Here is a 26,961-nt window from a genome sequence, read left to right as displayed (position 1 = left end):
TCCATACAATCCGTATGCACCGTGCTAAGTATAACTAAGCACCGTGTCCAAGAGAGCTTTGCACGATGCATAAAAACAGAGCATCCTGTTCCCCCGATTTATGCAATAACCAGTAACTGAGACATTCTTCTTTTACCAAAGGCAACCGAACAAATATACATCCCTTTCATAAGGTATAAATCATTTATTACTATTATATTATCAGTATTTATAAAGGCCTGATGATGAACACAAGCTCCTCCCATATCTATAATTGATAATTCTAATCTCTGGAAGTGATTACCCTCCTCCGTCAAGATTACCAGCCGGCCTTCTTGCAATGAGTTTGTAATAATACAAAAAAGAGAATTCTGATTACGTAAAAGCCCCAAAACAGATTCTGACGTCCCGACTCTGGCTTCTAACACACTATTCCACTTACTTTTACTATTCCCATTAAATTCTATCTTAACGTAACGAGCCTTTTTATCGTTAAAGTCATACCTCTCCAATTGGTCTGTCGTGCCACTTGATTCCCCTTGATATACATCTTCAAAGCATACATTATCAAGAGATAAACTTATCTTAAAATAATTTTTCCGTGTATTCCCTTCATAAAAAGCAAGACGAACGGAATGAAGCACTCTCTCTTCTCCCAAATCAAGCAAAAGCCACCTGCCTACCCCTTCCGAGGACCAGCGAGTGGACATATCACCATCCGTCACCTTATCCGGTGTATTTGTAGTCCCATTCTGATAATCACTGGCTGTAACAGAATGAATCCCCATATATTCAAAAAAAGCCCATGCACCGGCATCCAAAGACTCACCGGCTCTACTCTTCACATTATGCACTTTCAATCGGTAATCTGCAGGAAACAGATCGCTGGTAACCAATACAATCGATCTGGCATTTTCCTTTTCTATCCGTTTTACCTTAACGGCATTATTTATCTCATAATTGGAAATTGAAAGAGCAGACACATCCTCTATTTCCTGATTAAATCTTAATAGAATCCTATTTTTATCAGTCGCTCTTAGATCTACTATATCAAAATTTGAAACCGCAGGCACACTTCCGGAAGCAAGTTTTGCCGTCTCCGCACAAGCCATTAAAAAAACACCTACTCCAAAATCTGCCGTGGAAGCAGAAGTAGCAGGATTTGATGATGGCTTGAAACCAACACCTTGTACATAAGTAAGTAACCCATCGGGCTGCACAGCCAAAGCCGTTAATCCATTCCATGCTTTCGCAATGACAGGCATATAAATGTCCTTATCCAATATCCCCTGATTGACTCCCCAGGATAATCCGAAAAGAAACAAAGACGTGCCGCTTGCCTCCGGCCCTCCGTAGTCCTCCGGATCAATCAGGCTTGGATTCCAAAAGCCATCCTCCCGCTGGCACTCTTTCAATGAGACAGCCATATCTCTGAATACCGTCAGATATTCAGTTCTGTACACACTGTTCACTGGCAACATATCCAACACGCGAGCCAAAGCGCCGAATGCCCATCCATTCCCTCTCGACCAATAAGAAGCTTTGCCATTCGGCGTCACATGGCTTACCGTTTTGTCACGATACCACAAATGATCCTCCGGGTTATATAAATTCCTTTTCGTAACAGAGTATAAATCATGCATCTTATCGAAGTACTTATCATCATTGTATAAAACGCCCAAATGAGTAAAAACAGGCATCGACATAAACAAAGCATCTACCCACCACCAGTCGTCAACATCGGGTCTTGTTACCATTTTATCAATGCCTTCTTTGATAGCGGCAATTCTATTAGTCCGGTTTTCTCCATCCAACTGATATAAATCCAAGTAAACCTGTCCGCAAACCTGGGCATCGGCATGATCTGGCCCAGAACTTCTCAATTTCCAATGATGACTTTCGGCCCATGCCGTAGAATATTCCAAGTAAATCGCTTTAGGGAAATATTTATAGAAACAGGTATTCCCTACATAATAAACAGACCTTGCCCAATCATTATTCCCTCCTTGCGAATGATTTTTGATCCAATAACCATTCACCAGTTTTCCCGTTTCTATAATCTCTGTCTTAGTCGGCAAAAATGGTGAAGCAACTATATAACACATGGACAACAGAGTTCCCACTATCATTGATATACCTCTTTTCAACATTCCCTTATCCGTTTTATATTGCTCATTCCTTTACCATACTACTTCCTTCCGAGTACCGTCATTCAACAAAACTGTAACACTTTTCTTATCGTGCGAAACAAGTACATCCTTTACCGGGAAAAGTCGTTTATTATCGACTTTCATTCCTGCTTTATTCCATAATAGAAGTGTAACAAATATCTTCTCACCGGTAAAAATTTCTTTTGCATTCAGCACCGTACATTCGTCACTTTCGGGATGCAATCCGGAAGTATGTTCGAAACCAACCTCTTTCCATCCATATAAAGGTACCATTGCCAATTGATGTTTTTCATTTTCTATCACATAGGCCGTATACCCATGCTTCTTAATCGTTTTTTCTTTTATCGTATTTGTCAGGTGAGGGAGAGCATAATGCCCCAGATGGGCTTCAACCGGATTCACGGACATAGCTTTATCAACGCGCAAAACACCATCAGGCAATAATATATCAGCCAATTGAAATTCGATGTCGGTATCGTTTCTCAACCAAGCCTCCCGATAATATACCTCTTGCTCGAAACGCTTAAATCGATACACGGACAATGCTTTCCATCCTTCATCCGCTTTCTTAAAAGTATAATTCATTGCCACTTCGCCATTCGCTCCATCTGCCATCCATGGAAATTCACTGCTATAAGACAACCGGTTATAGTTTTCCGAATATCTCCAATCTTCACGCGCATTGGCCGGCATCTCCGTTGAGGTACGAATTTCGCTGATACCGCTTTCCAAATAGTCTGTGATGAGAATCTTTGCACCGTTCTGGAATGTGTTTTTAACCGGATTCTTCCGATCTTTCGTACCCCAAATGCCTTCATTTTCCTGAGCCGACCAAAAAGGATTGGATTCCGGCAATAATAAGCTTAAAAAAGCTTTTCCCATCCAGTACACACTGCCACGACAACTGTATCCTTGAATTGCCGGTTCAAAAGCACCATAAAACCCCAAGGTAGGCACTCCATCCGCCAGCAGATTCGGATTCTGAAGGAATTGCAACAAAGTGCCGGAAGCAATACGACGTAAATGACCATAATTTACAGAATCATCATTCATATATCCCGCCAAAGAAAATGGAGAAACGGCTGCAAAACGATAAGTAATACTGCGTCCCCACATTATCATCTGCCCGTTACGTCCAAACATGAGCGGATACGTCCCGGTCATCTCTTTAAAGTTATCTATAAAGCGTTTCGCATATTCCGGATAGTTTTCTTTTCCGAAATATTCACTCCAAAGAAGACCATACATCTGATAAGCCCACATACTATAATAATCGTAAGAAGAATTGTCTATATACCATCCTTCACCCCGATAATCGGCCAAAGACAGATCCAGAAACTTCTTCATAAGCGGTTCATTTACCTCGTATCCCACACTTTTAAAGAAGCTAAATACAAACAAATTAAAGAAACGCCAATTAGACGGTACAGTAGGACCATCCGCATAGCTCAACATGGTATGAGCCAATGCATCTTTTTGTTGTTGCGACAAGGGATTCCATAAGATTTCGGGTATTGAAAACAAGGATATGGATAAAGCTCCAAATTCCACCAGATTCTGAGAGATGGCATTCTTTGTCCGGGGAGATATATAGCTCGGATGCCCCGGAGTGATAATATTCACTAATTGTTGTCTGTAATAATCTGCGACCTTTATATTATTTAGAACCAGGCCGGGATTTTCTTTTAATAAAGGAGCGGCAATATATAATGTGCGGCAAAGTCCTTCTAATTTCTCTGTGGGAATTTGTTCTTCCTTATTGGGATAACTCTTGCCTTTCTGTTTGGGAAATTTCATTGCATCATTTGTGTCATGAATATAGCCGAAAGCTCCCTCAAGCATGTATTTCGCCGCATCTATCCAATGTTTCCGCGTCATTCCGGTATATGGACTATGAGTATAATCGGGAGTATCCAGCGTAAAAATATGAACCGGTCGATTGGAATCCTGACACAATACTGTATGATGAACCATTAAAAGAAAAACCAGAAGCCAACCTATCTTTTTAGGAGAAAAGCTGATAGCACCATTTAAGAAGAAGAGCTGCATAAATTATCAATTTTATTCAATTTTTAAATAGGGCTTATTTCAATACCCGAATCTTTATTTAATTAAGAAGAAAGAGATCAATACTTGATTACACGTCTTGTCACCGTCTCATTATTCCGGGTCGAGACTCTCAAAAGATAAACCCCTCTGGGAATATCCAGATTCTCTAATCGGCAAATGGAAGTTCCGGTATAGGTTTGTATCAATTTATTTCCGGATACATTATATAATTCAACCGACATTCCATCCTCATCACCTTGGATCATAATATATTTATCAAAAAAAGTTGGATAAACTCTAATATCCTTCCCCCGCTCTCCGGCAATGCCTACAGGAGGAGTATCTACATAATCGCTTATGACATGATAATAATTCCCAAGAGGATTGAAAACTACCTTCATATTAAACGGTGCCAAATCATACCCCTCCCCTCTTCTTTTCGAAGACAATTTAAACTCATTTCCCGTATACTTAATTTCATCAATCGTTTCAAACCAATCATCGATATTGGTTGTTGGAAACAGTTCAAAATAACCGGATGAATTACTATCATCATTCGGAGCAGAAATACTACCTTTCATATATCCGTAAGTAGCCATAGAACCATCTTCCAGATAAAGTCGGATACGATATCTCGGATCTCCCCACGTAGAACCGTTATACTGGAGATTCTCCACTTCGAAAGTGGAGTTTCCAGTATAATTCAAATCGGTTATTATGTATTTCTTAGAAGGGGCAAATAATACGGCTCCGGTTATTTTCTCCATCGTAACCGATGGAATATCATCATCAAAATTTACCCGGATCCGATAAGGAACCGGAACGCCTTCTGTCTCATTTACTGTAATGTCTTCCGATTGAATTTTATCTTCACCATTTTCCGAAGCAGAGAACGAATAACTTCCGGTTTTCAACGATGTAATCAATTCAAAAGTATTGCTCGTTACTAAATTTCCATTATAACTTTCAGGAAAACCTTCCACTATCCGCTGCATTTTCAAGGGAGAAAGAGACTCGGCTAATGCATCCCCTCTCATATACAATTCATTGGGAGTACTTTTAAAGGCTTCATTATCTTCACCGGGATACCAAGTCATATCATCAATATAAAGATAATTATCATGTGTAGGATAGATACCTCCGCCCCCGGGGAACGACTCAAAACAAATACCGGTTATCAAACGATGCTCATCTTTGCGAACAAGAGAAAGCCCCGTCACATCTATTTTCTTTTCATCATTGCACCACACTTCAATACGGGCGTCTTTAGCTTCATAAGAAGTTTCCATAGTGACAGTCAGTTTTATCTTATTCCATACTCCCCGTTGCATATCATATTTCTGATCACCGGGATTACAACCGTATTCTGTGGTCATATCCGAATAATAAACATACAGCTGATTAGAAATACAATCGTCGTGTGCATCAAACTGCAGACGTACACTTCCTCCGTCACCATTCTTCGTAGCCGCATCAGAAGCCCCTCCCGAATACCCTACTCCTAAATTAAAACCAAATTGCTTGCCGTGCAAACCCGATTCAAAATTGTTATCATATTTAATAAGATATTCCATTGTATACTGCTTTAGCTTGGGGGTACTCACAATCACAGCCGCCCCCGTGCCGCCAACCTTGCATCCTTTTTTAAACTTTATCTGATAAGTACTGTCTACGATTGTCGCGTGGTCACGATCCGTGTAATATTTGCCATTTCCAAAATCTTCTAAAAGTAATTGATTGGTATAGGCTCCATTCGGTCTGTTGAACGTAACCTTCTGTTGTTTGTAATACCGCTTTGAATAGGTACCGTTCTGAGCAAATACAAACTGGAATATTCCGATAAGGAGAAGAGAAAAAATCAAACTTTTTTTATAAAATCGTTCCATAATAAATAATGATTGTGCTTCTTCCTGAAATCTTGGAAGAAGAGTATTAGACATTGTTACAAATATAAAAACCAGTTTTACAATTCGTAAAACACAAAAGGGGAGAAAGCTGTATATCTCCACAACTTCTCCCCACTCACTTTTACAATTTAATCACACGTTTCACTGATAAAACGTTGTTATCCTGAACAATTTTTACCAGATACATTCCACTTGCCATATCCAATCCTTCCAAATTCAATACATTTCCGGAAGAATTGACTTTCAGCACCGACACACCGGTTATAGAAACAAATTCGACAGAAAATGCACCTTCGGCAACCGACACAGTGGTGCTGTTGTCAATTATAGTAGGATAAATATTCACATTCTGCATCTTGTTTTCACGAATAGAAGTAGGATCATAATCTCTCAGCTCGTGTGTATAATTTTTAGAAGTGCTAAAAATAACTTTCACGCTGAAAGGAAGCAACGGATTGGCTGTTCTGCGTTTTACAGATAATTTATATTCGCTGCCATAGAATTTTTCTCCGTCTATCGTTTCGTCCCAGCCCTCAATATTGGTAGTGGTATACAAATCAAAATAACCCGGTAATTTTTCATCTTCATTACTATCATTATCAGGAGCCGAAACAGCTCTCAACTTATATCCATAAGTCGTATATTCTCCGTCTTCCGTATAAACCCGGATGCGATATCTTTCGTCTCCCCAATCTGCTTTGATATATTCAACATAGTCGTTGTAGAACGTTGAATTACCTACATACTCCAAATTCGTTATAACATACTTTTTAGAAGGCGCCCACAAAATAACTTCATCCACTTTGAGTACGGATACCACCGGCGTTGCTTCGTCAAAATTAACGCGAATACGATATGGAACCAAACTCTCTCCACCGTCCACTGTGATTGTGGCAGCCTGAATTAAAGCACCACCGTCAGCCGAAGTGGCAAATTCATAACTACCTGTTTTCAATGCAGTAAACAATTCATAAGTGTTACTGATACTTCCCTCGCCCATATAGAACTTTGGAAAATCTTCATTGATACGTTTCATCTCCATTGCTACGGAAGATTCGGCCAAAGCTGTACCACGCACAAATAATTTAGCAGGAACTTCTACTGCCAATGCACTCATGCAAACACTAATCGCTACAATTAAAAAAGATAATTTTGTTTTCATAACTTTAAATTTTTAATATTCATAATATGTAAGATTAACTCTACTAATACTTTAATACTTTTATTATATGGTCATAATCTGGAGATTTTACTGATATCAGATACATTCCTCGTGAAAAAGGAGTCATATCCAATGTATACTGCTCGCCTGGTAGATTTTCACAAAAAACAGAAACGCCACTCAGGTTCAGAACTTTAACAGATGTCTCTTTCCTAAGATTTTCCAAATAAATAAAATCGGAAGTTTGCAATGGATATATTTTCAATGATGCCTTTAGATTTTCTGATTGCATGCCGGTATCATCAATACGGGAAACAACAATGGACTTTACCACATTACGCCAACTTTGTAAATCGGATGACGATTTATACATAACCCGAGAATCACCAGTAAAATCACCCTCTTTATATATGGTTACTTTATAACCGTCTGCAATCTCAATGGACGACAGCGCTGCTTTAAAATTCATTTTGTTATCGGTCATTCCCAAGCGCCATAGATCCTCTTGTGTGTAGTTTCCTACCTCCAGTCCTATACTCCATTGATTATTGAGTTTTCCTTGGTTATAATCCACGTTCTGAAAAAGACCAACAGGAGTAGTAGTTAGGGCTGTTTCAAAAGAAACCGTAGCCAGTTTCAGAAAAGTAGATGCTGCCGAAGCCTGATATAACAATTGTCTTCTACTATCTTGTGAAGTAGTCAGATCGTTCCAGTATTCGGGATAAAAGCCAAGTTCGTCTTTACAATTGTCATGCAAATAAACCGCATAACCCGCTGCAAGATTGAGCCATTTCGGATTTTGATCTATCTTGTAGAGTTCAACATAGGCGTCTGTCATGTCATGACCACCCCATTGACCGGTTTCATTCAATCGGTGAGTTTTCCAATCGATGTAATGAGACTCCATGCCATAAGCCAGCCGGTAAGCATCATCTAAATATTCCTGTTCGCCTGTTATGGTGTATAAAAGCATAGAAGCCTGCATCACAACCGCATTTTCATATCCACGATAACCAGCTCCAATACCCCAACCGGCATCATTCTTCATAAATTTGTATAGACGGATGCCGTCATTCAAATACTTCTGCTGATTAGTAATCTGATATAGGCGCAAGCAACAGACAGCAGTTGGAGCAGTAGCACAAGTAACCCACTTTCCATGTTTCTCATGGTTGGGATTCTCATTAAGCTGAATGCCTCCTGTCGGCAGTTCACCACTCAGACAAAATTTCATGACCACTGTAGCTCTCGTTAAATAGTCACTGTTCTGTGTAACAGCATACAAGTCCAGCAAGTCCTTAACCATCCAAGCATTATCGTCATAATAACGGCTCCCACCCTTTCCACGATAACTGGCGTCATAAGCGTAATAACCATTATAAGAAACATAATAATACTGATTGACATTATCCACCAGTTTCTTGGCATCTTCTATACGCCCGGCATAAATCAAAGCTTTAATCTGGATACTTGTTGGCCATACGAAGGCCGGCGTTGAACTTGAAGCTTTTTCACAATATAGAAGTGTACCTTTATCCGATTTCAAATAGGTATCAATCACTTTCAAGGATTCCTCTCCCCATTGGCGGAATGTTTTTGTATTTCGAGTGTAAGAAGGAAGTCCTACTACAAAAAGTAGAACTATAATTAAAATTTTTCTCATATTTCCATTTGTTTAAGATTCAGCTATTCCCAAATAATCCTGAAATAAAACGCCATTTCTCGGGATTATCAATTATGAATTCAGATGAGTATCAAAACATTTTATGTTCCGTATTTTTTATAATATCTACTGAAAAAGTTTTTTTAAAGGCTACCTGATAAATTTGTACCTACATTCAAGAGGTAACCTTTAATTATTAATACTTATTCGGCCATCTTATATAATTCTGTTCCAGCCATTAAAAAAGCACCAACACCGTATACTTCTGTCATATCTTTAGTTACTTTTTTCGGATCAGCACCAATAGGTTGTACATAACCCAATTTCCCTTCACTATCGATCGTCCCCAGCACTGCTTTCCAAGATTTTAATAAAGTAGGCAGATAAGTAGCTTTGTCCAGTAATCCCTCATTAATGCCGTATGCTAATGCATATATAATAAAGTTTGTACAGCTGGTTTCTGGAGCGGCATAAGTTTCCGGATCCAATAAACTGGCATGCCAGAATCCATCCGGTTGCTGAATCTCCACCATGCGTCCACACATCTCTACGAACAGTTCCTCATAAAAATTACGGTAACTGTTTTTTTTAGGCAAGTCTTTCAACATCTCAGTTAGTCCGCCAAGTACCCATCCATTGCCTCTTCCCCAAAATACCTTTTTACCATTGGCTTCACGTTGATAAAAATAACGGCTATCACGGAAAAACATTTTTTCTTCCAAATCATACAAGAAAATAGTAGAAGCTTTATATTCTTTATCCATAAATTGTAGATATTTTTCATTGCCCGTTTCCTTGTATAATCTGGTGAAAATAGGAGGAGCCATAAACAGAGCATCACACCAACTCCAACGTTCCAGTGTAGTCTGATTGGCATAATCAATTATCAAAGAACCTTTAGAAGGATGATCGATAATCCAATCAATACGTTCGATAGTCGGTTTTAACATGGATTTATCCTTATATCGATTATAGACATCTATGAACATCTGACAAACGGCTAAATCATCTGCATGATACATCCGTTTGTTGGCTTTCCACAAATAACGATTTCCTACATTTACTAACCATTTATAATACTTCTCGTCCTTATCAACTTTATCAGCCAATTCCGCCCATTTGGCCATACCAATATACAAAGTAGCATTTGTCCAGTCTAATGGATGATGCCTTACCTCTCTTTGGTGTTTAATCTGCCAATCGGCAACCTTTTTCATCAATAATTTAATCTCTACTTTAGTATAAGGTATCTTCTCATTAGTGGCAAAAACCGAAACATTTAAAAAGCCAAGAAACAACGATATGATAATAATTATATACTTCTTCATTTTATAATATCAATTTTATTAGTTCCACAATGGATTTTGTACAAGCAAATTACTTTTTTGTATTTCATCATAAGGTACAGGATACAATAGCATCTCCTTATTCCAAACGCGTTTCTCTACAACAACTCTATTGTAATAAGAGCCTTCACCTACTTCATCATAAAACTCAGTTGGAATCTTACTAGAATTAAATTTAGCCGCACGTGAGTTAAGGTCCATTCCAGTACGAACATATGGCTGATCTTCTCCATTCTCATCCAGACAACTCATCCAACGATGAATGTCAAAATAATAATTTCCTTCAGCAAATAATTCTACCATGCGTTCACGACGAATAGCTATTTTCTGTGCTTCATAGTCCCCGACTATATTTTTTATTCCATTGTCTTTCAATTCTTTATATCCTGGTATACCAGCCCTGTCTCTGATTTTATCTATGTATTCTATAATTTTAGGATCAGAAGGATTTATTTCATTACACACTTCAGCATAATAAAGATAAAAATCAGCCAAACGGAACAATATCCAAGGACGAGCCCAAGTTTTCACATTATTTCCGGTATCCAATAAAGTACGGTTCTTAAACTTGTACAATAAATATCCAGCTTTCGGATGATCTTGTGAACTGTTGTCGGAATCTCCCCCCTTACTGAAATATGAACCGTACTCCGCCTTTCCAGAGATAGGAAGATGCCAACTCCTACCCTCATAAGTGACCGTATTATAAAAGCGGGGTTCCCGATTGTGATACATATTAAAAATATGTTTATCATTATGTAAAGTTGAACTACAAACATTCGTCAAATTTCCAAAACCATCCTCATTATATTCAGGATCCTCTTCAATTGTCAGACCATTTTTAGTAAAAAATGCGTCGACTCCTTCCTGATACAAGCCTATATTACAAAAACCATTGGCCCCACGTGGACAAGTACGACGTTCCATATCGTTACCTACAATCCGGTAACTATTATTACCGTTGGCCCAAAGAATCTCATCATTATAATATTGAAACAACTCATATACAGACAAATTAGGATCAGGCAAGCCATTACTACCAGGTTTGGAATAATATAACTTATGCCCTTTAGCTTCAGCAAAAGTAAATAAAGTCTCTAAATGTGTCTTGGCTGTATTCCATTTCGTCTTATCTTCATCTGGAAATAAATGCTTACCATCTTTATTTGTTAATTGTAACGCTTCTCCATACCCTCCATTAAAAAGAGGAGAAGCTGCATAAACCCACAATTTAGCACGCAATGCCAACACTGTTACTTTGGTCGGGCGTACAATTTCTTTCAAATTATATCTATCATTGTTATGTTCGTAATCCAGACTACCGGATGCACTCTCTGTGAACAATGTTTCTGGTAATGCATTCGAATCAAGAACTTCCTGCAATAATCTATCAATATAGTTTACAATCTCATCGACAGAGGCTCTCGGATAATCAATCGTCTTATTCTCCGGGTCTTCTATTTCCGTTATTAAAGGAACTGGACCATATAATTCAAAAAGAGAAAAATAACTATATGCAATCAAAAATTTAGTTTCCGCTTTCAAACGATCCATATCTTTTTTACTGATATATGATACATCTTGTTCCGAACCCATATAGTCTTTGGCATTATCTAAGAAAATAAATCCCTGTCTTATATATTTATATAAGGTAGCCCAACGATGAAACGAAGCGTTCGACGAATTGAACCCTGTCAACATCTGAGTACCGACAGCTGTTGTATTAGCTACTACTTGCCCAGACATTAAATTCCATATACCGGTGAATCCGGTAGTAGCCTCTTTTCCCATTTCCGAATAATTAGGAATACAATTATAAATATTAGCTTGCCAACGCTTTGTATATCCCGGGTTATTGAAAACTTGTTCCAATGTAAGATTCTCCGATAATTCCTTAGATACATCTAAATAATCACATGAGATAAAACTCCCAAGCATTCCACCCGCAACAAGTGCAATATATACGAACTTCTTAACCTCTTTCATAATATTCTATTTTTAAAATGTAACTTCAAGTCCTATTGTCCATGTCCCGCATATCGGGTATTTTGATCCGGAATTAGATCCACCCAACTCGGGATCCCAGTATTCTATATTATCCCAAACAGCCAAATTAGTACCTTGAACATAAATTCTTAAATTCTGCATACTGATTTTACGTAACATCTGTTTATTGAACTGATAACCGAACTCTACATTTTTCAAACGTAAGAAACTACCATTACGATACCACCATGTGCTTCCATATGCATTATGATCGAACTTAGTAGCATGAACACGCGGGAATAAAACATTTTGATTATAAGGATCGTTATTTTGCCAACGGTCTAAGGCCTCCATACGAGCCGAAGAAGCATCTACACCATTGTGAAATGGCATAAAATTACCAGCCGAACTTAAAAGATTGACAGAAGTTTGTCCTACTCCCTGAAAAAATACTCCAGCAAAAAAGCCCTTCCATTCTATATTTAATCCAAAGCCATATACCAACCTAGGGTCTTCCGGATATAGACCGTTTTCATAGGTTTTATCCAATGAATCAATCTTCTTGTCTCCATTTAAATCTTTATATTTGATATCACCCGGAGCAACTTGGGTACCCGGATTAGGCATTCCCTCCTTTAAAGTATAAGTCTTACTTCCATCAGCATTTTCTACAATATCGAAATCATCGGGAGTATACAAACCTTCGGCTACATATACAAACGGTTGGCCGATAGACTGACCTGTATAAGCCTGGTACTGATAAACTTGTGGTACTTCATCATATTCCTCTACCCTATTCTTTGCATAAGTAAGATTACCTCTCACTGATGCAAATACCTGTCCAATCTGTTTCTTTAATATCAAACTAGCATCAAAACCTGTATTAGTGGTTACTCCGAAATTCTGCCAAGGACTATTTCGGAATCCAGCAGCCGAAGGTATTGTTTTTCTGCGCAATAAAATATTATTACGGCGATTGTGAAACCAATCTACAATCAAATCTATACTCCCTCTGAAAAGGCCTAAATCAACTCCAACATTCACTTTACGCTCACGTTCCCATGTCAAATTCGGCGTTGCAAAATCTTGTTCGATAATTCCGGCACCTACAGCTCCAGTTACATCTCCATTTACGCCCGGTGTCAATCCCATATTATATCCGGGACCTCCCGTAGAAAGTGCTTCTCTATAAGGAAAACGAGAACTTGAACCAATTTCATCGTTACCGGTAATACCGAATGAAGCTCTCAGTTTCAATTTACTTAAAATGTTTTCTAAAGGTTCCATAAATTTTTCATGGCTGATATACCAGGCAGCACCGACAGCTGGGAAAATTCCCCATCGATGTCCGGATGCAAAATTTTCACTACCCGTTGCACCAAAACTACCTTCCAACATATAACGATTATCATAGCCATAAGCAGCTCTGGCTACTACACTTTGTTTTCTATAAGGTAATAGTTGTATACCCGTTACATTCTGGTTCTGACTTTCTTTCTGCATATATAATAAAATACCAGACACATCGTGTTTTTCCTGAAATAATCTTTTATAGTTCAAAGATGTTTCAATATAAATTTTCTTTTCACCACCAGAACTTGAATACGTTGGATTACCTAATGCAGTACCTTGCTTTACTTCTGTTTTTATTAGATTACCAGTTTCATCTCGCCCTGTAGCATAAAAAGAGTTAGGAGATTTCTCGCGTTTTATCACAGAATAGGCCGATGCATCAAAACTGACACTTCCTTTCCATGAGAGCCCTTTTGTTATTACATCTAATTTCTGCTCTAAAGAAACTTTAGACTGGGCATTCATGCTCCAACTCTTGGTATATCCATAATGATTCAACATATTATATGGATTGGAACGGGTAGTTGGATCATATGTATAATGTTCCGAAATACTTCCATCAGAATAATACATAGGAATATAATGAGTGGGAAATTGAGTAATCATATCAAAGATAGCATCTGAACTATTTCCTGGATTATTCTTAGTTTTATATTGTCCGCTAAGGTCTACTGATATTTTAGTTGTCGATGTGATATCCATATCTACATTCGTACGTAGATTATACCGATCAAGACCAATATTAGCATCATACTTTTCTATTGGATTGGATTGAAATATACCATTTTCCTTATAATAAGCTCCTGATACAAAAAACTTTGTTTTTTCTGTTCCACCTCTAAAATTCAATGTATAGCGCATATTATGCGTCTGGTCTGATAATAAGTCCATCCAATTTACGTTAGGGTATAAATCCGGATCTACTCCCGTACGATATTTCTCCAATATTTCATCCGAATAAGTTCTGTTAAATGTATTCCAATCAGGATTACCAGCTTCATTCCACTGCCCTTCGTTATACAAAGACAAATAATCATAAGCTGGCAATAATTCCGGCATTCTTGTAGGAGTTACAATACTATATTGTGCTCTAAAACTAATATTTGTTTTTTGTGCTTTTCCCCGTTTAGAAGTTATCAATACTACGCCATTAGCACCTTCTGAACCATACACTGCTGTAGCAGCAGCGTCTTTCAATACAGAAAAAGTTTCTATTTCATCCACATCAATATCATCCATCGAACGTGGAACTCCATCTACCAATACCAAAGGAGAAGTACCTCCGGCATATGAACTCTGTCCTCGAATCCAGAATTCTGCACTGTCATTACCCGGTTCTCCGCTTCGTTGAATAGCAATAATACCAGCTATTTGTCCGGCAATGTTATTTGTAAGGTTACGTTGTGGCATCGAGAGTTCAGCTGGCCCAATAGAGTTAATCGAAGCAACTACACTCTCCTTTTTCTGTTGCCCATATCCGATAACAACTACGTCATCCAGATTTACACTAGACTCTCTCATACGCAGATTACCATTTACTCCAGTTTTTACAAGTTTTTCCTCTGTTTCGAACCCAACAAAACGATACTCCAGTATCTGACCATTTTCTACTTCTATTGAATAATAACCGTTTATATCAGACAAAACACCTGTAGATGTACCTTTTAAAACGACAGAAACACCTACTATCGGATTTCCATCTACATCTGTCAACAACCCTTTTAACGTCCATTTTTTACTTTTTTGTTGGGCGGACGCCGGTTTATCATCTGTTCTTGAAATTACAATTTGCCTTCCTGTAATAGAATAAGTAATATCCGTATCTTTAAAAACTTGGCTTAAGACTTTATCTATTGTCTGATTTTTTAAAAAAACGTTTATTTTTCTATCAACATCAATATTTTGATCCAAAAAGAAAATAATAAATTCACTCTGTTTCTCAATGTCAGCAAATACATCTTTCAAAGTTTTACCTTTGGCCTCAATCGTAATAAGTGTCTGATCGGGAAAAGCATAAGCGGAGGCTGTGCTCCAAATAACTGTCAAAAAGAGTATTGAAATCTTCAATATTCGTAAAAAACGCCCCTGTTCGACCTTGAAAAGGTCAAACGATTCTATATTTTTCATACATTTGAATGATTTTAAGTTAATATCTCGGAGTATAAATTAATTTAAAATGAAGCCGGATAATTCACTATATTATCTGGCTTTTTTCTTTTATGTCACGAATCGTCTTTCATTGTATTTATTCATTCTAAGGGTTTAACACTTATGTATACTTTCTCATTTGTTTCATATATCTCAATATTTGCTGCATTTTTTAAAATTTCCAATACTTCCGAAAGTTCATTCTTCAAGTCTAACTTGCCTGTGCAGGTAAGAGTGGATACCCCTTCTCCACATACAATTTCTTTACCATAATATCTGGATAAATTTTTGAAAATATTATCGAGGCGTTCATGATAATATTGATAAAAACCATCTTTCCACAATATATATCTGCTTGCATCCACATTTTTCACTTGTATCCGATTATTCTCATATGCAAACAACTGATTAGGCTTAAGTAATACCCTTTCTTTCTCGTTTGTCCTAACCTCCACTTTGCCACTGACAAGTACTACACGCTTCAATGCATCATCGTTATAGGCAGTAACATTAAATTTTGTTCCCAATACCCTAACTTGCATATTGTCCGTCCTTACAATGAAAGGTCTATTCTTATCAGGAGCAACTTCCAGATAAACCTCTCCTTCTACATAAATCTCTCGTTGATTTTTTACAAAAGTAGTAGGATACACTAATCTTGTACCAGCATTCACCCAAACCTTAGTTCCATCTGCAAAAGTAATCGACGAATTTTTTCCAAGAGGCACAAACAATTGATTATAGCTGATCTCAACGTTTTTTGCCATTACCTCTGTCGACTTTTCTGTCTTAACACGTATCTGCCCATCTTTATCATAAAGGATGTGCGATTTCTTTGTTCCGATAACGAGCTCTTTTTCGTTAGATAATATTAATTGTACGTCAGTAACAGTTTTATCTGGTTCGGGTAAAGATATAATTGCAGACATCATTTTATCTGCATTTAATTCATACCTGATTGCCATCCACCCTCCAACAATTATAACAGCAAAGCAAGCTGCAATCGACCATCTTTGAATGATAGAAAAAATCTTTTTTTTATTGTAATGTTGATTTTCCTGTTTTATTCGATCCCAAAGTGTATCTATCTCTTCTTCTGAAAGCTTTTTGACCGATTCTTCTCTAAAAGCGGCTATCGTTTTTCGAGCTAATTCTATCTCACGACTTAACTGTGGGAAACGCTTTATTTGGTTATTCCAAAATTTGATGTTTTCTGGTGTCGGATACCGTTCCGACATCACAAAATAATCATCATCCAACAATTGATTAATTTTATATGTACTATAGTCTTTATCCATTTTCACTTATTTCTATAATAGGGACAAGTAAAAATAAATAAAATACTCACTATTTTGAGAAAAAATAAAAAAAATAATTTGTTTATCTAAATAGTGCTACTCGCAGTAAAAAAATACACAAATATAACTATTTCTCTTATAAAGATGGGTGCTTGGCAAAGTAACTTAAAATGAATAAATAGAATGACACAGAGTCATAATTATCCCTTATCTTTCTTAATGCCCGTTGAATCAAATTGTGCGCAGATTGATAATTCAAATTCATAATTTCGCATATTTGATCAAAATCGAGTTCTTCTACAAAACGATAATACATAATTTCCCTTTGTCTGGGAGTTAGAATAGAAAGTATATTCTCCACTTCTTCTTTCTGTAATTTTGCTGCTTCATCAGATAAAAATCTGTCTTCAACAGTTTCACTTAAGATAAAAGGAATAGACTCTAAATCAGTATACCTACACTGCTTATCCAATGCATTCAAAATACAATTTTTCAATGAAATCAACAAATAAACCCTAACATTATCGGGTAATGAGAGTGTTTTTCGATTCTTATATATCCTCGTAAAAACTTCCTGAATACAATCTTTTATCAATTCATGATCCATTGTAAAATGAGAGCCATAATTATATAACAATTGTACATACGTTCTATAAAGCCATGAGTAAGCTTGCTCATCCCCTTGCAAAAATTCTCTCCACTTTACTTCACTACTTTTATTACCTATCTGCATGTTGTATATTATATAATTCAAACACGCGAAACTACAAAAAAATAAAAAATTAAGAAAATAATTTTTTATTTTTTTGTAGTTATACGACAAATCATATCTTGGCCGACTGCAAAGCAGCCATCACCAATCGAATATCCGCATAGGAAACCTCGTCTCCCAAAGCTGATTTTATAAACGTAATGCCACGGGCATCGGCATTCTCCTGCAAATAGCGGGTTATTTTATCCACTTTCTCCCGGGATACCAATTGATCGACTTTAACGGCTCCCGAACGTACATAATGCTCCAGATGTCCCGCAATAGTTCCGGTTACCAACTCGCGCTTCCTGGCAATCTCTTCGATATCCATCCCTTGGCGAAACATGGAATAACTTATCTCTTTTGTATCTATCCGAGGAGTTTTAGCCGCCAAATCTGTAACCACTTCTGTACCCGAACTTTTGGTCTTTTTGGCTCTTTTGACAGGTACTTCCGGCATTTCCGGCTGATGTATTTTATTTTCGGTCACATACCGATTTACCATGTCCAACAGAATATCACCATACTTCTCCGCTCCTTTTTTTCCAAAATAAGGAATACGTACCAAAGAAGCTATATCCCGAGGTAAAAGATTGACGATACCCAATATCGCTTTCTGTTGAATAACCGTATACACAGGAAGCCCGGCCTTAGCTGCTTCTGTATTTCGCCATGCTATTAGCTGTTTATAGAGATCCGGATGAAGAATGTCCGTAGGTACTTCTATCTTTTCTCCCCGATCTGCTTTCGTGGCAGACGAGGATGTACGTGATTTGGAAGCGCCGGTATCTCCCTTTTCGCTTCCCTCGATTGTAAGTACCGCTTTCCGCTTCAAATAGGAAGGCACGGTAAAGCCCTCTTTTTCTGTAAGCAGAAGAGTCCCTTTCTTTATATATAATGCCGATTGAAGCGCTGCCAAAGCTTCGCTGAATTTTTTCTTCAATTCTTTATTATCCGTTTGGATTTTAGTGCCAGCCACCAACGGAGAAAGTATTTCCTCCAACTGCCCGGCAAAATAATGCGCACCGGATATCAGACGCTGTTGCAAGCGATCATCGTGCATATAATCACCGGAAGCATTTACCAACTCCGTATATTGCAATTGAAAAGTATCTCCCACTTTCACAATTTTCGTTTTATATAATTCATCCGCTTCCTTATATCGCTCCAGCAATTTGGGATAAAGCCGGTACAAATGCTCATCCAAGAGACGGAGTACAAGTGCAAAATGACGCTCCAGAGAGTGAAAATCAAATTGTTCGCAAAGTAATTCATAGAAATAACGGTGCTGCAACTTATTCAGTTTTTCCTTATCGGGTGACAGCGCTTCCACCTCACGGGTAAATTCATCAATCGTATCATCACTGATAATCGCCTCTTTCCGAAGCGGAGAACCTAAGACAAGCCCTTCAAGGCTTTTGCAACGGCTTAACGCAACATACACCTGCCCGTGCGCAAATGAAGCATTGGCATCGATAATAGCCCGTTCAAAAGTAAGTCCCTGGCTTTTATGAATCGTAATAGCCCATGCCAAACGGATGGGATACTGCCGGAAACGCCCTTCCACTTCTTCCGTAATTTCCTTCGTTTCAGGATTCAACGTATATTTACTATTGGTCCATTCTTCCGTTTCCAAAAGAAAAGATTCATCATCTCCGTTTCCACGCACCATGATACCGTCTTTGGACACGCTTGTTACCAGACCGATCTTTCCATTATAAAACCGATGTTCGCCGGAAGAATCATTTTTGATAAACATAATCTGTGCTCCCTTCTTCACAGTCAATACCTCATCGGCTGGATAAGCGGATTCGGGAAACGTACCTTCGGTTTTTGCCCGAAAGCTATAAGCCTGTCCCGGTAAGGCTACCAGTTGGCGGTCGTTATATTGCTGGGCTTGATAATTATGGGTGGTCAGACGGATGTATCCCTCTTCTTCCTTCGGACGAAAACCGGGAAGATAACGCTTGTTCAGTTCCGTAAGCACCGAATCGTCAGCGGTATTTTCACGTATCCTGTTCAATAAATTCACAAAGGCAGTATCACTCTGGCGATAGATATGCTTTAATTCGATGGTCACATATTCCGTTTCACGCAAAGTCCGGCTACCGAAGAAGAAAGCCGTGTCATAATACGGTTTCAACAACTGCCAGTCATCCTCTTTCACAACAGGAGCCAACTGCTGAAGATCGCCGATCATCAAAAGTTGTACACCACCAAACGGTTTATACCGGTCGCGATACTGACGTAACACGGCATCGATGGCATCCAGCAAATCAGCACGTACCATACTTATTTCATCAATCACCAAAAGGTCCAAACTACGGATGATATTGATCTTCTCTTTCCCGAATTTATGGAAAGTCTGGGCAGACATAAATTTAGTATCAGGCACATAAGGTGCAAAAGGCAGTTGAAAAAAAGAATGCATCGTTACTCCGCCTGCATTGATAGCAGCAATCCCCGTAGGTGCCACCACTACCATACGTTTCGGTGATTGGGCTTTCAGTTCTCTGAGAAAAGTAGTTTTACCTGTGCCGGCTTTTCCTGTCAGAAACAGATGCGTACCCGTATTTTCGATAAATTGCCAGGCGAGCTGTAAATCCGGATTGTTTTCCATACGATCTATAATTGCTTTGTTTTTCTGCCAAAGATACGGAAAACGATGATTATTTTGCCAAAAGGTGGTTTTAACTTTGTATCTTTTTATCAGTTTCACAACAGATCATTTAATAACCACTTAGACATAAAGCAATATTCTGAAAGAATTTATATCGCGAGAATAAAAAAAAGAGATTAAAACGGAGTGGACACATCATTATAAAACATCACACATCAAAGAAATCTCCACATCAGTTTTAGAAGAATATCTGATAAAAGTCGATAAAATAAAAAAAGAGTCATCTGCTTTTTATAGCGGACAACTCCTTTTCAAATATTTACTTAAGGCAAGATTATTTCATCGATCCCCCGATAATATCCAGCAACTCATTCGTTATCGCCTGCTGGCGTCCCTTATTATACTGCTTGGTCAAATCCTGAATCAGTTCATTCGCATTATCCGTTGCCACTTGCATAGCCAATGTACGGGCAGCATGCTCGGATGCATTAGAATCCATAGCGGCTGTAAAAACCTCCTGGCACAATACTTTCGGAATCAAATCGGCGATAAACTGCTCGACCGACGGTTCGACAATATAATCGTTCATTACCTGATTTCCTTCCATTTCTTCAGCCTGTTCCTCTTCTATCCGGGTAAGATCGATCGGCAAATATTTTTCACGAACCAGTTCCTGTACGCCCATCGATTTGAAATGGTGATAAATCAGTTCTACACGATCGATGTCCTTGGACACGAAAAGTTCCATTAAATGTTCTGCAAGAGCAGATGCCTCTTGATAAGTGGGCTTATCAGCTAACTGCTGATAACTGCCTTTCGGGAAAAAGCCCATCTTCTTCACTGCCTCCTCCACCTTACGCCCGATAGGATAAATCAAGATATTATCCTGACCCAACTTGCGGTATTCACCGATGGTATGCAGAAACATTTTGATAACATTGGCATTGAAAGCACCACACAAAGAACTGTTGGAAGAGAACAAGACAATAGCCACACGCTTTACCTCACGCTCCTCCACATAGGGAGATTCGATCGAAAGATCGCCACTGAGAAAATTATGCAGAATCTTGTTCAGTTGCCTTTGATATGGCAACATATGTTCAATGGCTCCTTGCGCCTTATGTAATTTGGCAGAAGCCACCATCTTCATTGCTGAAGTGATCTTTCGGGTACTCTGTACCGAATTTATTCTGGTTTTTACTTCTTTAAGTGAAGCCATATTGTTTTAGTAGTTAGTAGTTAGAATTTAGTAGTAAGCATGGAGATAGTGAAAATTGGTAGTTAGAAGCTGGTAGTTAGAAGTTAGTAGCTGAAAGTTAGCAGTCAGATACAATGAATAGAAAACACCAGGAATAAAACCGGATCCAACACTCTAAATCATTCCTACTTAACTACTTGACTACTTAACTACTACCTACTTAATCACTACCTACTTAACCACATACCCACTCTACCACCTTATTAATTCATAAATTGTTTCGCCACCATTTCCGCCGTCTCACGAATACCCTTTTCAACTTCTTCATTGATCACACCGGTTTTCAGTACATCGAGAACATCTGCCTGATGGTTAATGGCAAGACTCTCCTGGAAACTGCGTTCAAAATCTTCCACCTTATCCAAAGGTACATTACGCAGCAAACCATGAACACCACAATAAAGGATAGCAATCTGTTTCTCTACCGGCATCGGGCTGTACTGCGGCTGCACAAGCAAACGGGTATTCTTCTGCCCCTTATCAATGATGTGGGCAGTCACAGGATCCATATCGCCACTAAATTTCGTAAACGCTTCCAATTCACGGTATTGTGCCTGGTCTATTTTCAATGTACCGGCTACCTTTTTCATCGCTTTAACCTGAGCATTACCTCCTACACGGGATACAGAAATACCCACATTGATAGCCGGACGGTTACCCTGATTAAAGAGGTCGGTATCGAGGAATATCTGCCCGTCGGTAATCGAAATTACATTCGTAGGGATATAAGCGGATACGTCGCCGGCTTGTGTCTCGATGATAGGTAATGCAGTCAGAGAACCACCTCCCTTCACCATTCCCTTAAGGCTGTCGGGGAGGTCATTCATCTCACGCGCCACTTCTTCCTGATTGATAATCTTTGCCGCACGTTCCAACAAGCGGGAATGCAGATAGAATATATCACCCGGATAAGCCTCGCGCCCGGACGGACGACGCAGAATCAAGGACACTTCGCGGTAGGCAACGGCCTGTTTGGAAAGGTCGTCATAAACCACCAATGCATCACGGCCGGTATCACGGAAATATTCACCGATAGCGGCACCCGAGAACGGTGAGAAGTATTGCAAGGCAGCAGGATCACCGGCTGTAGCAGCTACCACAATTGTGTACTCCATCGCACCATATTCGCGCAAAGTATTCACGATAGAAGCAACCGTAGAGCCCTTCTGGCCAATGGCAACGTAGATGCAATACACAGGCTTGCCTGCCAGATAATTTTCACGTTGATTGATAATGGTATCGATGGCAATGGCCGTCTTACCGGTCTGCCGGTCACCGATGATCAACTCACGCTGTCCACGGCCGATAGGAATCATGGCATCCACCGCTTTCAATCCCGTCTGCAACGGCTGGTTCACCGGCTGGCGGAAAATTACCCCCGGTGCTTTACGCTCCAACGGCATTTCGTATAACTTCCCGCCAATCGTGCCCTTTCCATCCAGAGGTTCCCCCAACGGATCGATCACACGTCCTAACATGCCTTCACCCACACGGATAGAAGCAATACGCCGGGTACGCTTTACGGTATACCCCTCTTTGATCTTATCTGTAGGTCCCAGCAGCACGGCTCCCACATTATCTTCTTCGAGGTTCATTACAATAGCTTTAATGCCATTGTCGAATTCCAGCAATTCGTTTGCTTCGGCATTCCGCAACCCATAAATACGTGCCACGCCATCACTGACCTGCAACACCGTACCTATCTCATCGAGCTGCACACGCGTATCGATGCCTTCAAGCTGACGACGCAGGATATCGGATACTTCGCTTACTTTTATATTTTCAGACATAATTATATTTACGATTTGACTATTTACGATTGAAATTAGAAAATTAGTGAACGGATAACTCTTGATATTTACGATTAGACGATTGACGGATTACGATTGAAATTACTCTGATTCGCGATTTGATTCGGTTTGATAATGCCGAGTACCTCCAATCGTTAATCGTAAATCGTCTAATCGCAAATCCCTACACTATTCTTCTGTTCTTATCAATAAACTGTTGTTTCACACGCTTCAACTGGGTAGCTATGCTGGCATCCAAGCGATAATCATTGATATCGAAAACAAAACCACCTTCAATAGACGGGTCTACCACAGTTTCCAACTCCATTTGCGCATGAAGAATCGCACCGGCAGAATTACGTATCCGTTCTTCCGTTTCCTTATCGACAGGTACCGCCGTGATAAGTTTGCCTACACCGATGTGTTTCAGCTTCCTGTACAAATCCAGAAAAGACAGGCAAATAAATTGCAGGAACTGTTCGCGATTGTTCTTCAGCACCAATGTGATAAAGCGGGAAAAAGTACGGCTTACTCCTTGATCACCGGTAGCAGCCGCACAAATCAACGAATACTTCTCACGGATATTCAGCACAGGATTTGACAGGGCTTCTTTCAAGTTCGGAAAAGCAGAAAGATTTCTCGACAGCATCTTCATCTCTTTGTAAAGCGTATCCTCTGCACGATTTTCTTTTGCATATTCAATCAGTGCTTTCGCATAGCGCATTGAAACAACTCCTATATCCATACTTCATTCCAGTTAATTCTTATTCAATACTTCGTCCAGCATCCGGTCTATCATCTCCATCTGCTCACGTTTGTCATCCAGATTCTTACGGATCACTTTCTCGGCAATATCCACCGAAAGTATGGCAACTTGCCGGCGGATATCACGGATTGCCTCGTCCTTTTCTATCTGGATCTGCTTCTTCACCTCGTCCAGTTCTTTCTGGGCGGCAGCTTCTGCCTGCTTACGGGCTTCGTGAATAATCTTATCACGCTCCTGCATAGCCTCTTTCAAGATACGTCCCTGCTCCTTGTTAGCGGCAACCACGAGCGCTTCGCCCTGTTCCTTCAATTTAGACAACTGGGCATTGGCTTCCCTGGCCACCTCCAGAGACTGGTCGATGTAGGTTTTACGGCCTTCCACCATCTTAACGATGATGGGAAAACCATATTTCGCCAATACAACGAACACAATCCCAAACGAGAGGAACATCCAGAATAACAGGCCACTATCGGGTAATAACAATGACATAAGGCTATTTACAATTAAATGATTTACAATTTACGATTGAGAAATCGATACACATCATTTGTCCCGGCATCTTATAAGAAGAATACCAACAAACAAACAACGACTGCCAACAGAGCCACACCTTCAATCAAAGCGGCAGCAATAATCATATTCATACGGATATCGCCCGAAGCTTCCGGCTGGCGTGCAATAGCTTCCATAGCCGAACCACCGATTTTACCAATACCCAAACCTGCGCCGATTACGGCAAGACCGGCACCAATAGCTGCTCCCAACTTTCCGATAGCAGCACCAGCGGCTGCTTGTAATAAGACTGATAGTAACATAATTTTCAGTTTTAAAATGGTTTATATTATTAATTTAAAATTCAAGAATAACATGACTTCACCCGACCGTTATTTATTCAGCTATTTATTTAGCCACTTCTTCGGCCTTGCTCCCCTCTTGTGCCAAACCGATAAATACGGCAGACAACATGGTGAAAACATAAGCCTGTATGAATGCCACCAACAGCTCAAGTGCATTCATAAAGATATTAAACAAAACCGAAGCAACGGTCAGTGTCCCGTTCAATGCGGGCCCCATACTTGCCGAAATAAAGATCAGACAGGTAAGTACCAACATAGCCATATGCCCCGAAAGCATATTCGCAAACAGACGGATCATCAACGCGAAAGGCTTGGTAAACACTCCGAAAAATTCGATAAACGGCATCATCGGTATAGGTACTTTAAGCCACCAGGGTACATCGGGCCAGAATATATCTTTCCAATAATGCTTGGTACCGAAAATATTGACGGCCAGAAATGTACAAATGGCCAATACCATTGTGATGGCAATGTTTCCGGTCACATTCGCTCCACCGGGAAAGAAAGGTATCAGTCCCATGAGGTTATTGATGAAGATAAAGAAAAAGGCAGTCAGCAGATAAGGAGCAAACTTCTTATAATTAGGTCCTACGCAACTCTTTATCACATCGTCGTGTATCATCATAATGAACATTTCCATGAAACCGACAAAACCACCGGGTGCCAATGCTCCCTCTTCGCGCTTGCGATACCAATGCGCCACGCTCAAAACAATGACCAGCAACAATACACTGTTCATCAACAACGACAAAGTGACCTTTGTAATTGAAATGTCCCACGGACGAACCTGTTCACCGGCCTCATTGTATTCCACGATCTTCCCTTCATACTTGCTTCCGGAAGGAGCAATGGAAAAGCCCTCATACGTTCCTCCGTTCTCTTCAAGCCGTGAGGAAAGAAAAGTGTGCCAGCCGCTATTCGAACTGTACACGATTACCGGCAACGGAATTGTGATATGTGTGTTGCCCCAGGTAGTGATATGCCATTCATATGAATCTCCGATATGCCCGAAAACGATACTTTTCACATCAACCGTGTTCTCTTTTTGTTCGCCGGGTGTGATCTCCTCCTGCGCCAGTGCAGGAAGCGAAACAAGCAGCCCCAACGCGAAGAACAATCCTGTGAATATGTTACGCAACTGTTTCATTTTTTGTTTTATTTTTCTTTTGTCGTTTCTTATTCAGCTCATAGCCTGCAAAGAAGCTTGTCTCAAATACCAGATAAATCAGATAGTTCACGATAAAGGTAAGCAGAAATGCCACCGCCTCTTCCCGGACTACCATGCAATATATCACCAGAACGATTACAGAAAGAAACATCTTAAGCACCTTCATGGCCAGATGAAGCAGCAACATCTTTTCGGGAGCAAACCGCCGGCAAGCATCGAACATATAGATATTGAATACTCCGAAAATATAGAAGAATACCGGAATCAGCGGATAACCTCCAAAATAATGTTCGGGCACCAAAGAGAAATAAGTGACTCCACCCACTCCACTCAACAAAAGAGTGATAAGAGTAAGATAGAGCAGATACTTACGCTTTGTTAGATTTATGCTCATTTTATGTTGCTGTGTTTTTCTGTTTCTAAATTCAATATTATCGTCAGGAGACACAAACGGATACCTTACCGTCACTCATCTCCACAAAACCACCCTGAATATCGAGCGTACATTCTTCATTATCATCGGTCACATAACTCAACTTCCCTTCTTTCAAAGAAGAGACGATCGGAGCATGTTGCGGCAAAATAGTAAACGATCCCATCGCTCCGGGCAGAGTCACACTATTTACTTCTCCATCGAATATCTCTTTTTCAGGAGAGACAATACTCAAATGCAATTCTTTCATTCTCAA

19 protein-coding genes are annotated in these 26,961 nt (G+C 39.5%); all 19 read right to left on the bottom strand.

The features are described 5' to 3' along the window. Positions 1-98: 98 nt before the first annotated feature. Positions 99-2,108, bottom strand: coding sequence for a glycoside hydrolase family 88 protein (locus RB604_RS13795; protein WP_229103574.1), 2,010 nt, complete (start codon positions 2,106-2,108; stop codon positions 99-101). Between the two features lie 51 nt (positions 2,109-2,159). After that, entirely contained in the window at positions 2,160-4,199 is a 2,040-nt protein-coding gene (locus RB604_RS13790) for a DUF2264 domain-containing protein (RefSeq protein WP_005932561.1), read from the bottom strand. Positions 4,200-4,276: 77 nt separating this feature from the next. Further along, positions 4,277-6,085, bottom strand: a complete 1,809-nt coding sequence (locus RB604_RS13785; protein ID WP_227096892.1) for a T9SS type A sorting domain-containing protein — start codon at positions 6,083-6,085, stop codon at positions 4,277-4,279. A gap of 142 nt (positions 6,086-6,227) precedes the next feature. Beyond that, positions 6,228-7,268 carry a T9SS type A sorting domain-containing protein gene (locus RB604_RS13780; protein ID WP_005932567.1) on the bottom strand — a complete coding sequence of 347 codons (1,041 nt, stop codon included), beginning with the start codon at positions 7,266-7,268 and terminating at the stop codon, positions 6,228-6,230. A gap of 43 nt (positions 7,269-7,311) precedes the next feature. Then, the gene (locus tag RB604_RS13775) at positions 7,312-8,931 is read right to left on the bottom strand and encodes a glycoside hydrolase family 76 protein (protein ID WP_005932569.1); all 1,620 of its coding nucleotides are present in this window, start codon (positions 8,929-8,931) and stop codon (positions 7,312-7,314) included. 203 nt (positions 8,932-9,134) lie between these two features. Beyond that, entirely contained in the window at positions 9,135-10,259 is a 1,125-nt protein-coding gene (locus RB604_RS13770) for a glycoside hydrolase family 88/105 protein (RefSeq protein WP_005932572.1), read from the bottom strand. A gap of 18 nt (positions 10,260-10,277) precedes the next feature. Further along, positions 10,278-12,263, bottom strand: a complete 1,986-nt coding sequence (locus RB604_RS13765; RefSeq protein WP_005932573.1) for a RagB/SusD family nutrient uptake outer membrane protein — start codon at positions 12,261-12,263, stop codon at positions 10,278-10,280. 12 nt (positions 12,264-12,275) lie between these two features. Continuing rightward, the gene (locus RB604_RS13760; protein WP_055294552.1) at positions 12,276-15,743 is read right to left on the bottom strand and encodes a TonB-dependent receptor; all 3,468 of its coding nucleotides are present in this window, start codon (positions 15,741-15,743) and stop codon (positions 12,276-12,278) included. 122 nt (positions 15,744-15,865) lie between these two features. Further along, positions 15,866-17,062, bottom strand: coding sequence for a FecR family protein (locus RB604_RS13755; RefSeq protein ID WP_005932578.1), 1,197 nt, complete (start codon positions 17,060-17,062; stop codon positions 15,866-15,868). 136 nt (positions 17,063-17,198) lie between these two features. Further along, positions 17,199-17,795 carry an RNA polymerase sigma factor gene (locus RB604_RS13750; protein ID WP_055294550.1) on the bottom strand — a complete coding sequence of 199 codons (597 nt, stop codon included), beginning with the start codon at positions 17,793-17,795 and terminating at the stop codon, positions 17,199-17,201. 91 nt (positions 17,796-17,886) lie between these two features. Further along, positions 17,887-20,433 carry a helix-turn-helix domain-containing protein gene (locus tag RB604_RS13745; protein ID WP_309005505.1) on the bottom strand — a complete coding sequence of 849 codons (2,547 nt, stop codon included), beginning with the start codon at positions 20,431-20,433 and terminating at the stop codon, positions 17,887-17,889. Between the two features lie 334 nt (positions 20,434-20,767). After that, positions 20,768-21,652 carry a F0F1 ATP synthase subunit gamma gene (locus RB604_RS13740; RefSeq protein ID WP_005932587.1) on the bottom strand — a complete coding sequence of 295 codons (885 nt, stop codon included), beginning with the start codon at positions 21,650-21,652 and terminating at the stop codon, positions 20,768-20,770. Positions 21,653-21,894: 242 nt separating this feature from the next. Beyond that, positions 21,895-23,481 (bottom strand): F0F1 ATP synthase subunit alpha, encoded by a 1,587-nt coding sequence (gene atpA / locus RB604_RS13735; RefSeq protein WP_007480675.1) that lies wholly within the window; start codon positions 23,479-23,481, stop codon positions 21,895-21,897. A 184-nt stretch (positions 23,482-23,665) separates the two neighbouring features. Next, on the bottom strand, positions 23,666-24,226 hold the full coding sequence (locus RB604_RS13730) for a F0F1 ATP synthase subunit delta (protein ID WP_005932592.1): 561 nt from the start codon (positions 24,224-24,226) through the stop codon (positions 23,666-23,668). Between the two features lie 12 nt (positions 24,227-24,238). Continuing rightward, a complete protein-coding gene (atpF, locus tag RB604_RS13725; protein WP_005932595.1) occupies positions 24,239-24,736 on the bottom strand; it encodes a F0F1 ATP synthase subunit B in 498 nt (165 codons plus the stop codon). Between the two features lie 71 nt (positions 24,737-24,807). Continuing rightward, positions 24,808-25,062 carry an ATP synthase F0 subunit C gene (atpE, locus tag RB604_RS13720; protein ID WP_002560656.1) on the bottom strand — a complete coding sequence of 85 codons (255 nt, stop codon included), beginning with the start codon at positions 25,060-25,062 and terminating at the stop codon, positions 24,808-24,810. A gap of 85 nt (positions 25,063-25,147) precedes the next feature. Then, positions 25,148-26,251: a F0F1 ATP synthase subunit A gene (atpB, locus tag RB604_RS13715; protein ID WP_055294547.1), complete on the bottom strand. Its 1,104-nt coding sequence runs from the start codon at positions 26,249-26,251 to the stop codon at positions 25,148-25,150. Further along, positions 26,235-26,666 carry a hypothetical protein gene (locus tag RB604_RS13710; protein WP_005932602.1) on the bottom strand — a complete coding sequence of 144 codons (432 nt, stop codon included), beginning with the start codon at positions 26,664-26,666 and terminating at the stop codon, positions 26,235-26,237. Before RB604_RS13710 ends, atpB begins: the two co-directional genes overlap by 17 nt. A 43-nt stretch (positions 26,667-26,709) precedes the next feature. After that, positions 26,710-26,955 (bottom strand): ATP synthase F1 subunit epsilon, encoded by a 246-nt coding sequence (gene atpC, locus RB604_RS13705; RefSeq protein WP_005932605.1) that lies wholly within the window; start codon positions 26,953-26,955, stop codon positions 26,710-26,712. Between the last annotated feature and the right edge of the window lie 6 nt (positions 26,956-26,961).

Origin of the sequence: Bacteroides salyersiae (assembly GCF_031172035.1) — a bacterium.
Classification (GTDB): Bacteria; Bacteroidota; Bacteroidia; order Bacteroidales; family Bacteroidaceae; genus Bacteroides; species Bacteroides salyersiae.
Note: the sequence above shows the minus strand (reverse complement) of the source record. Positions and strands in the feature narration are given on the sequence as shown.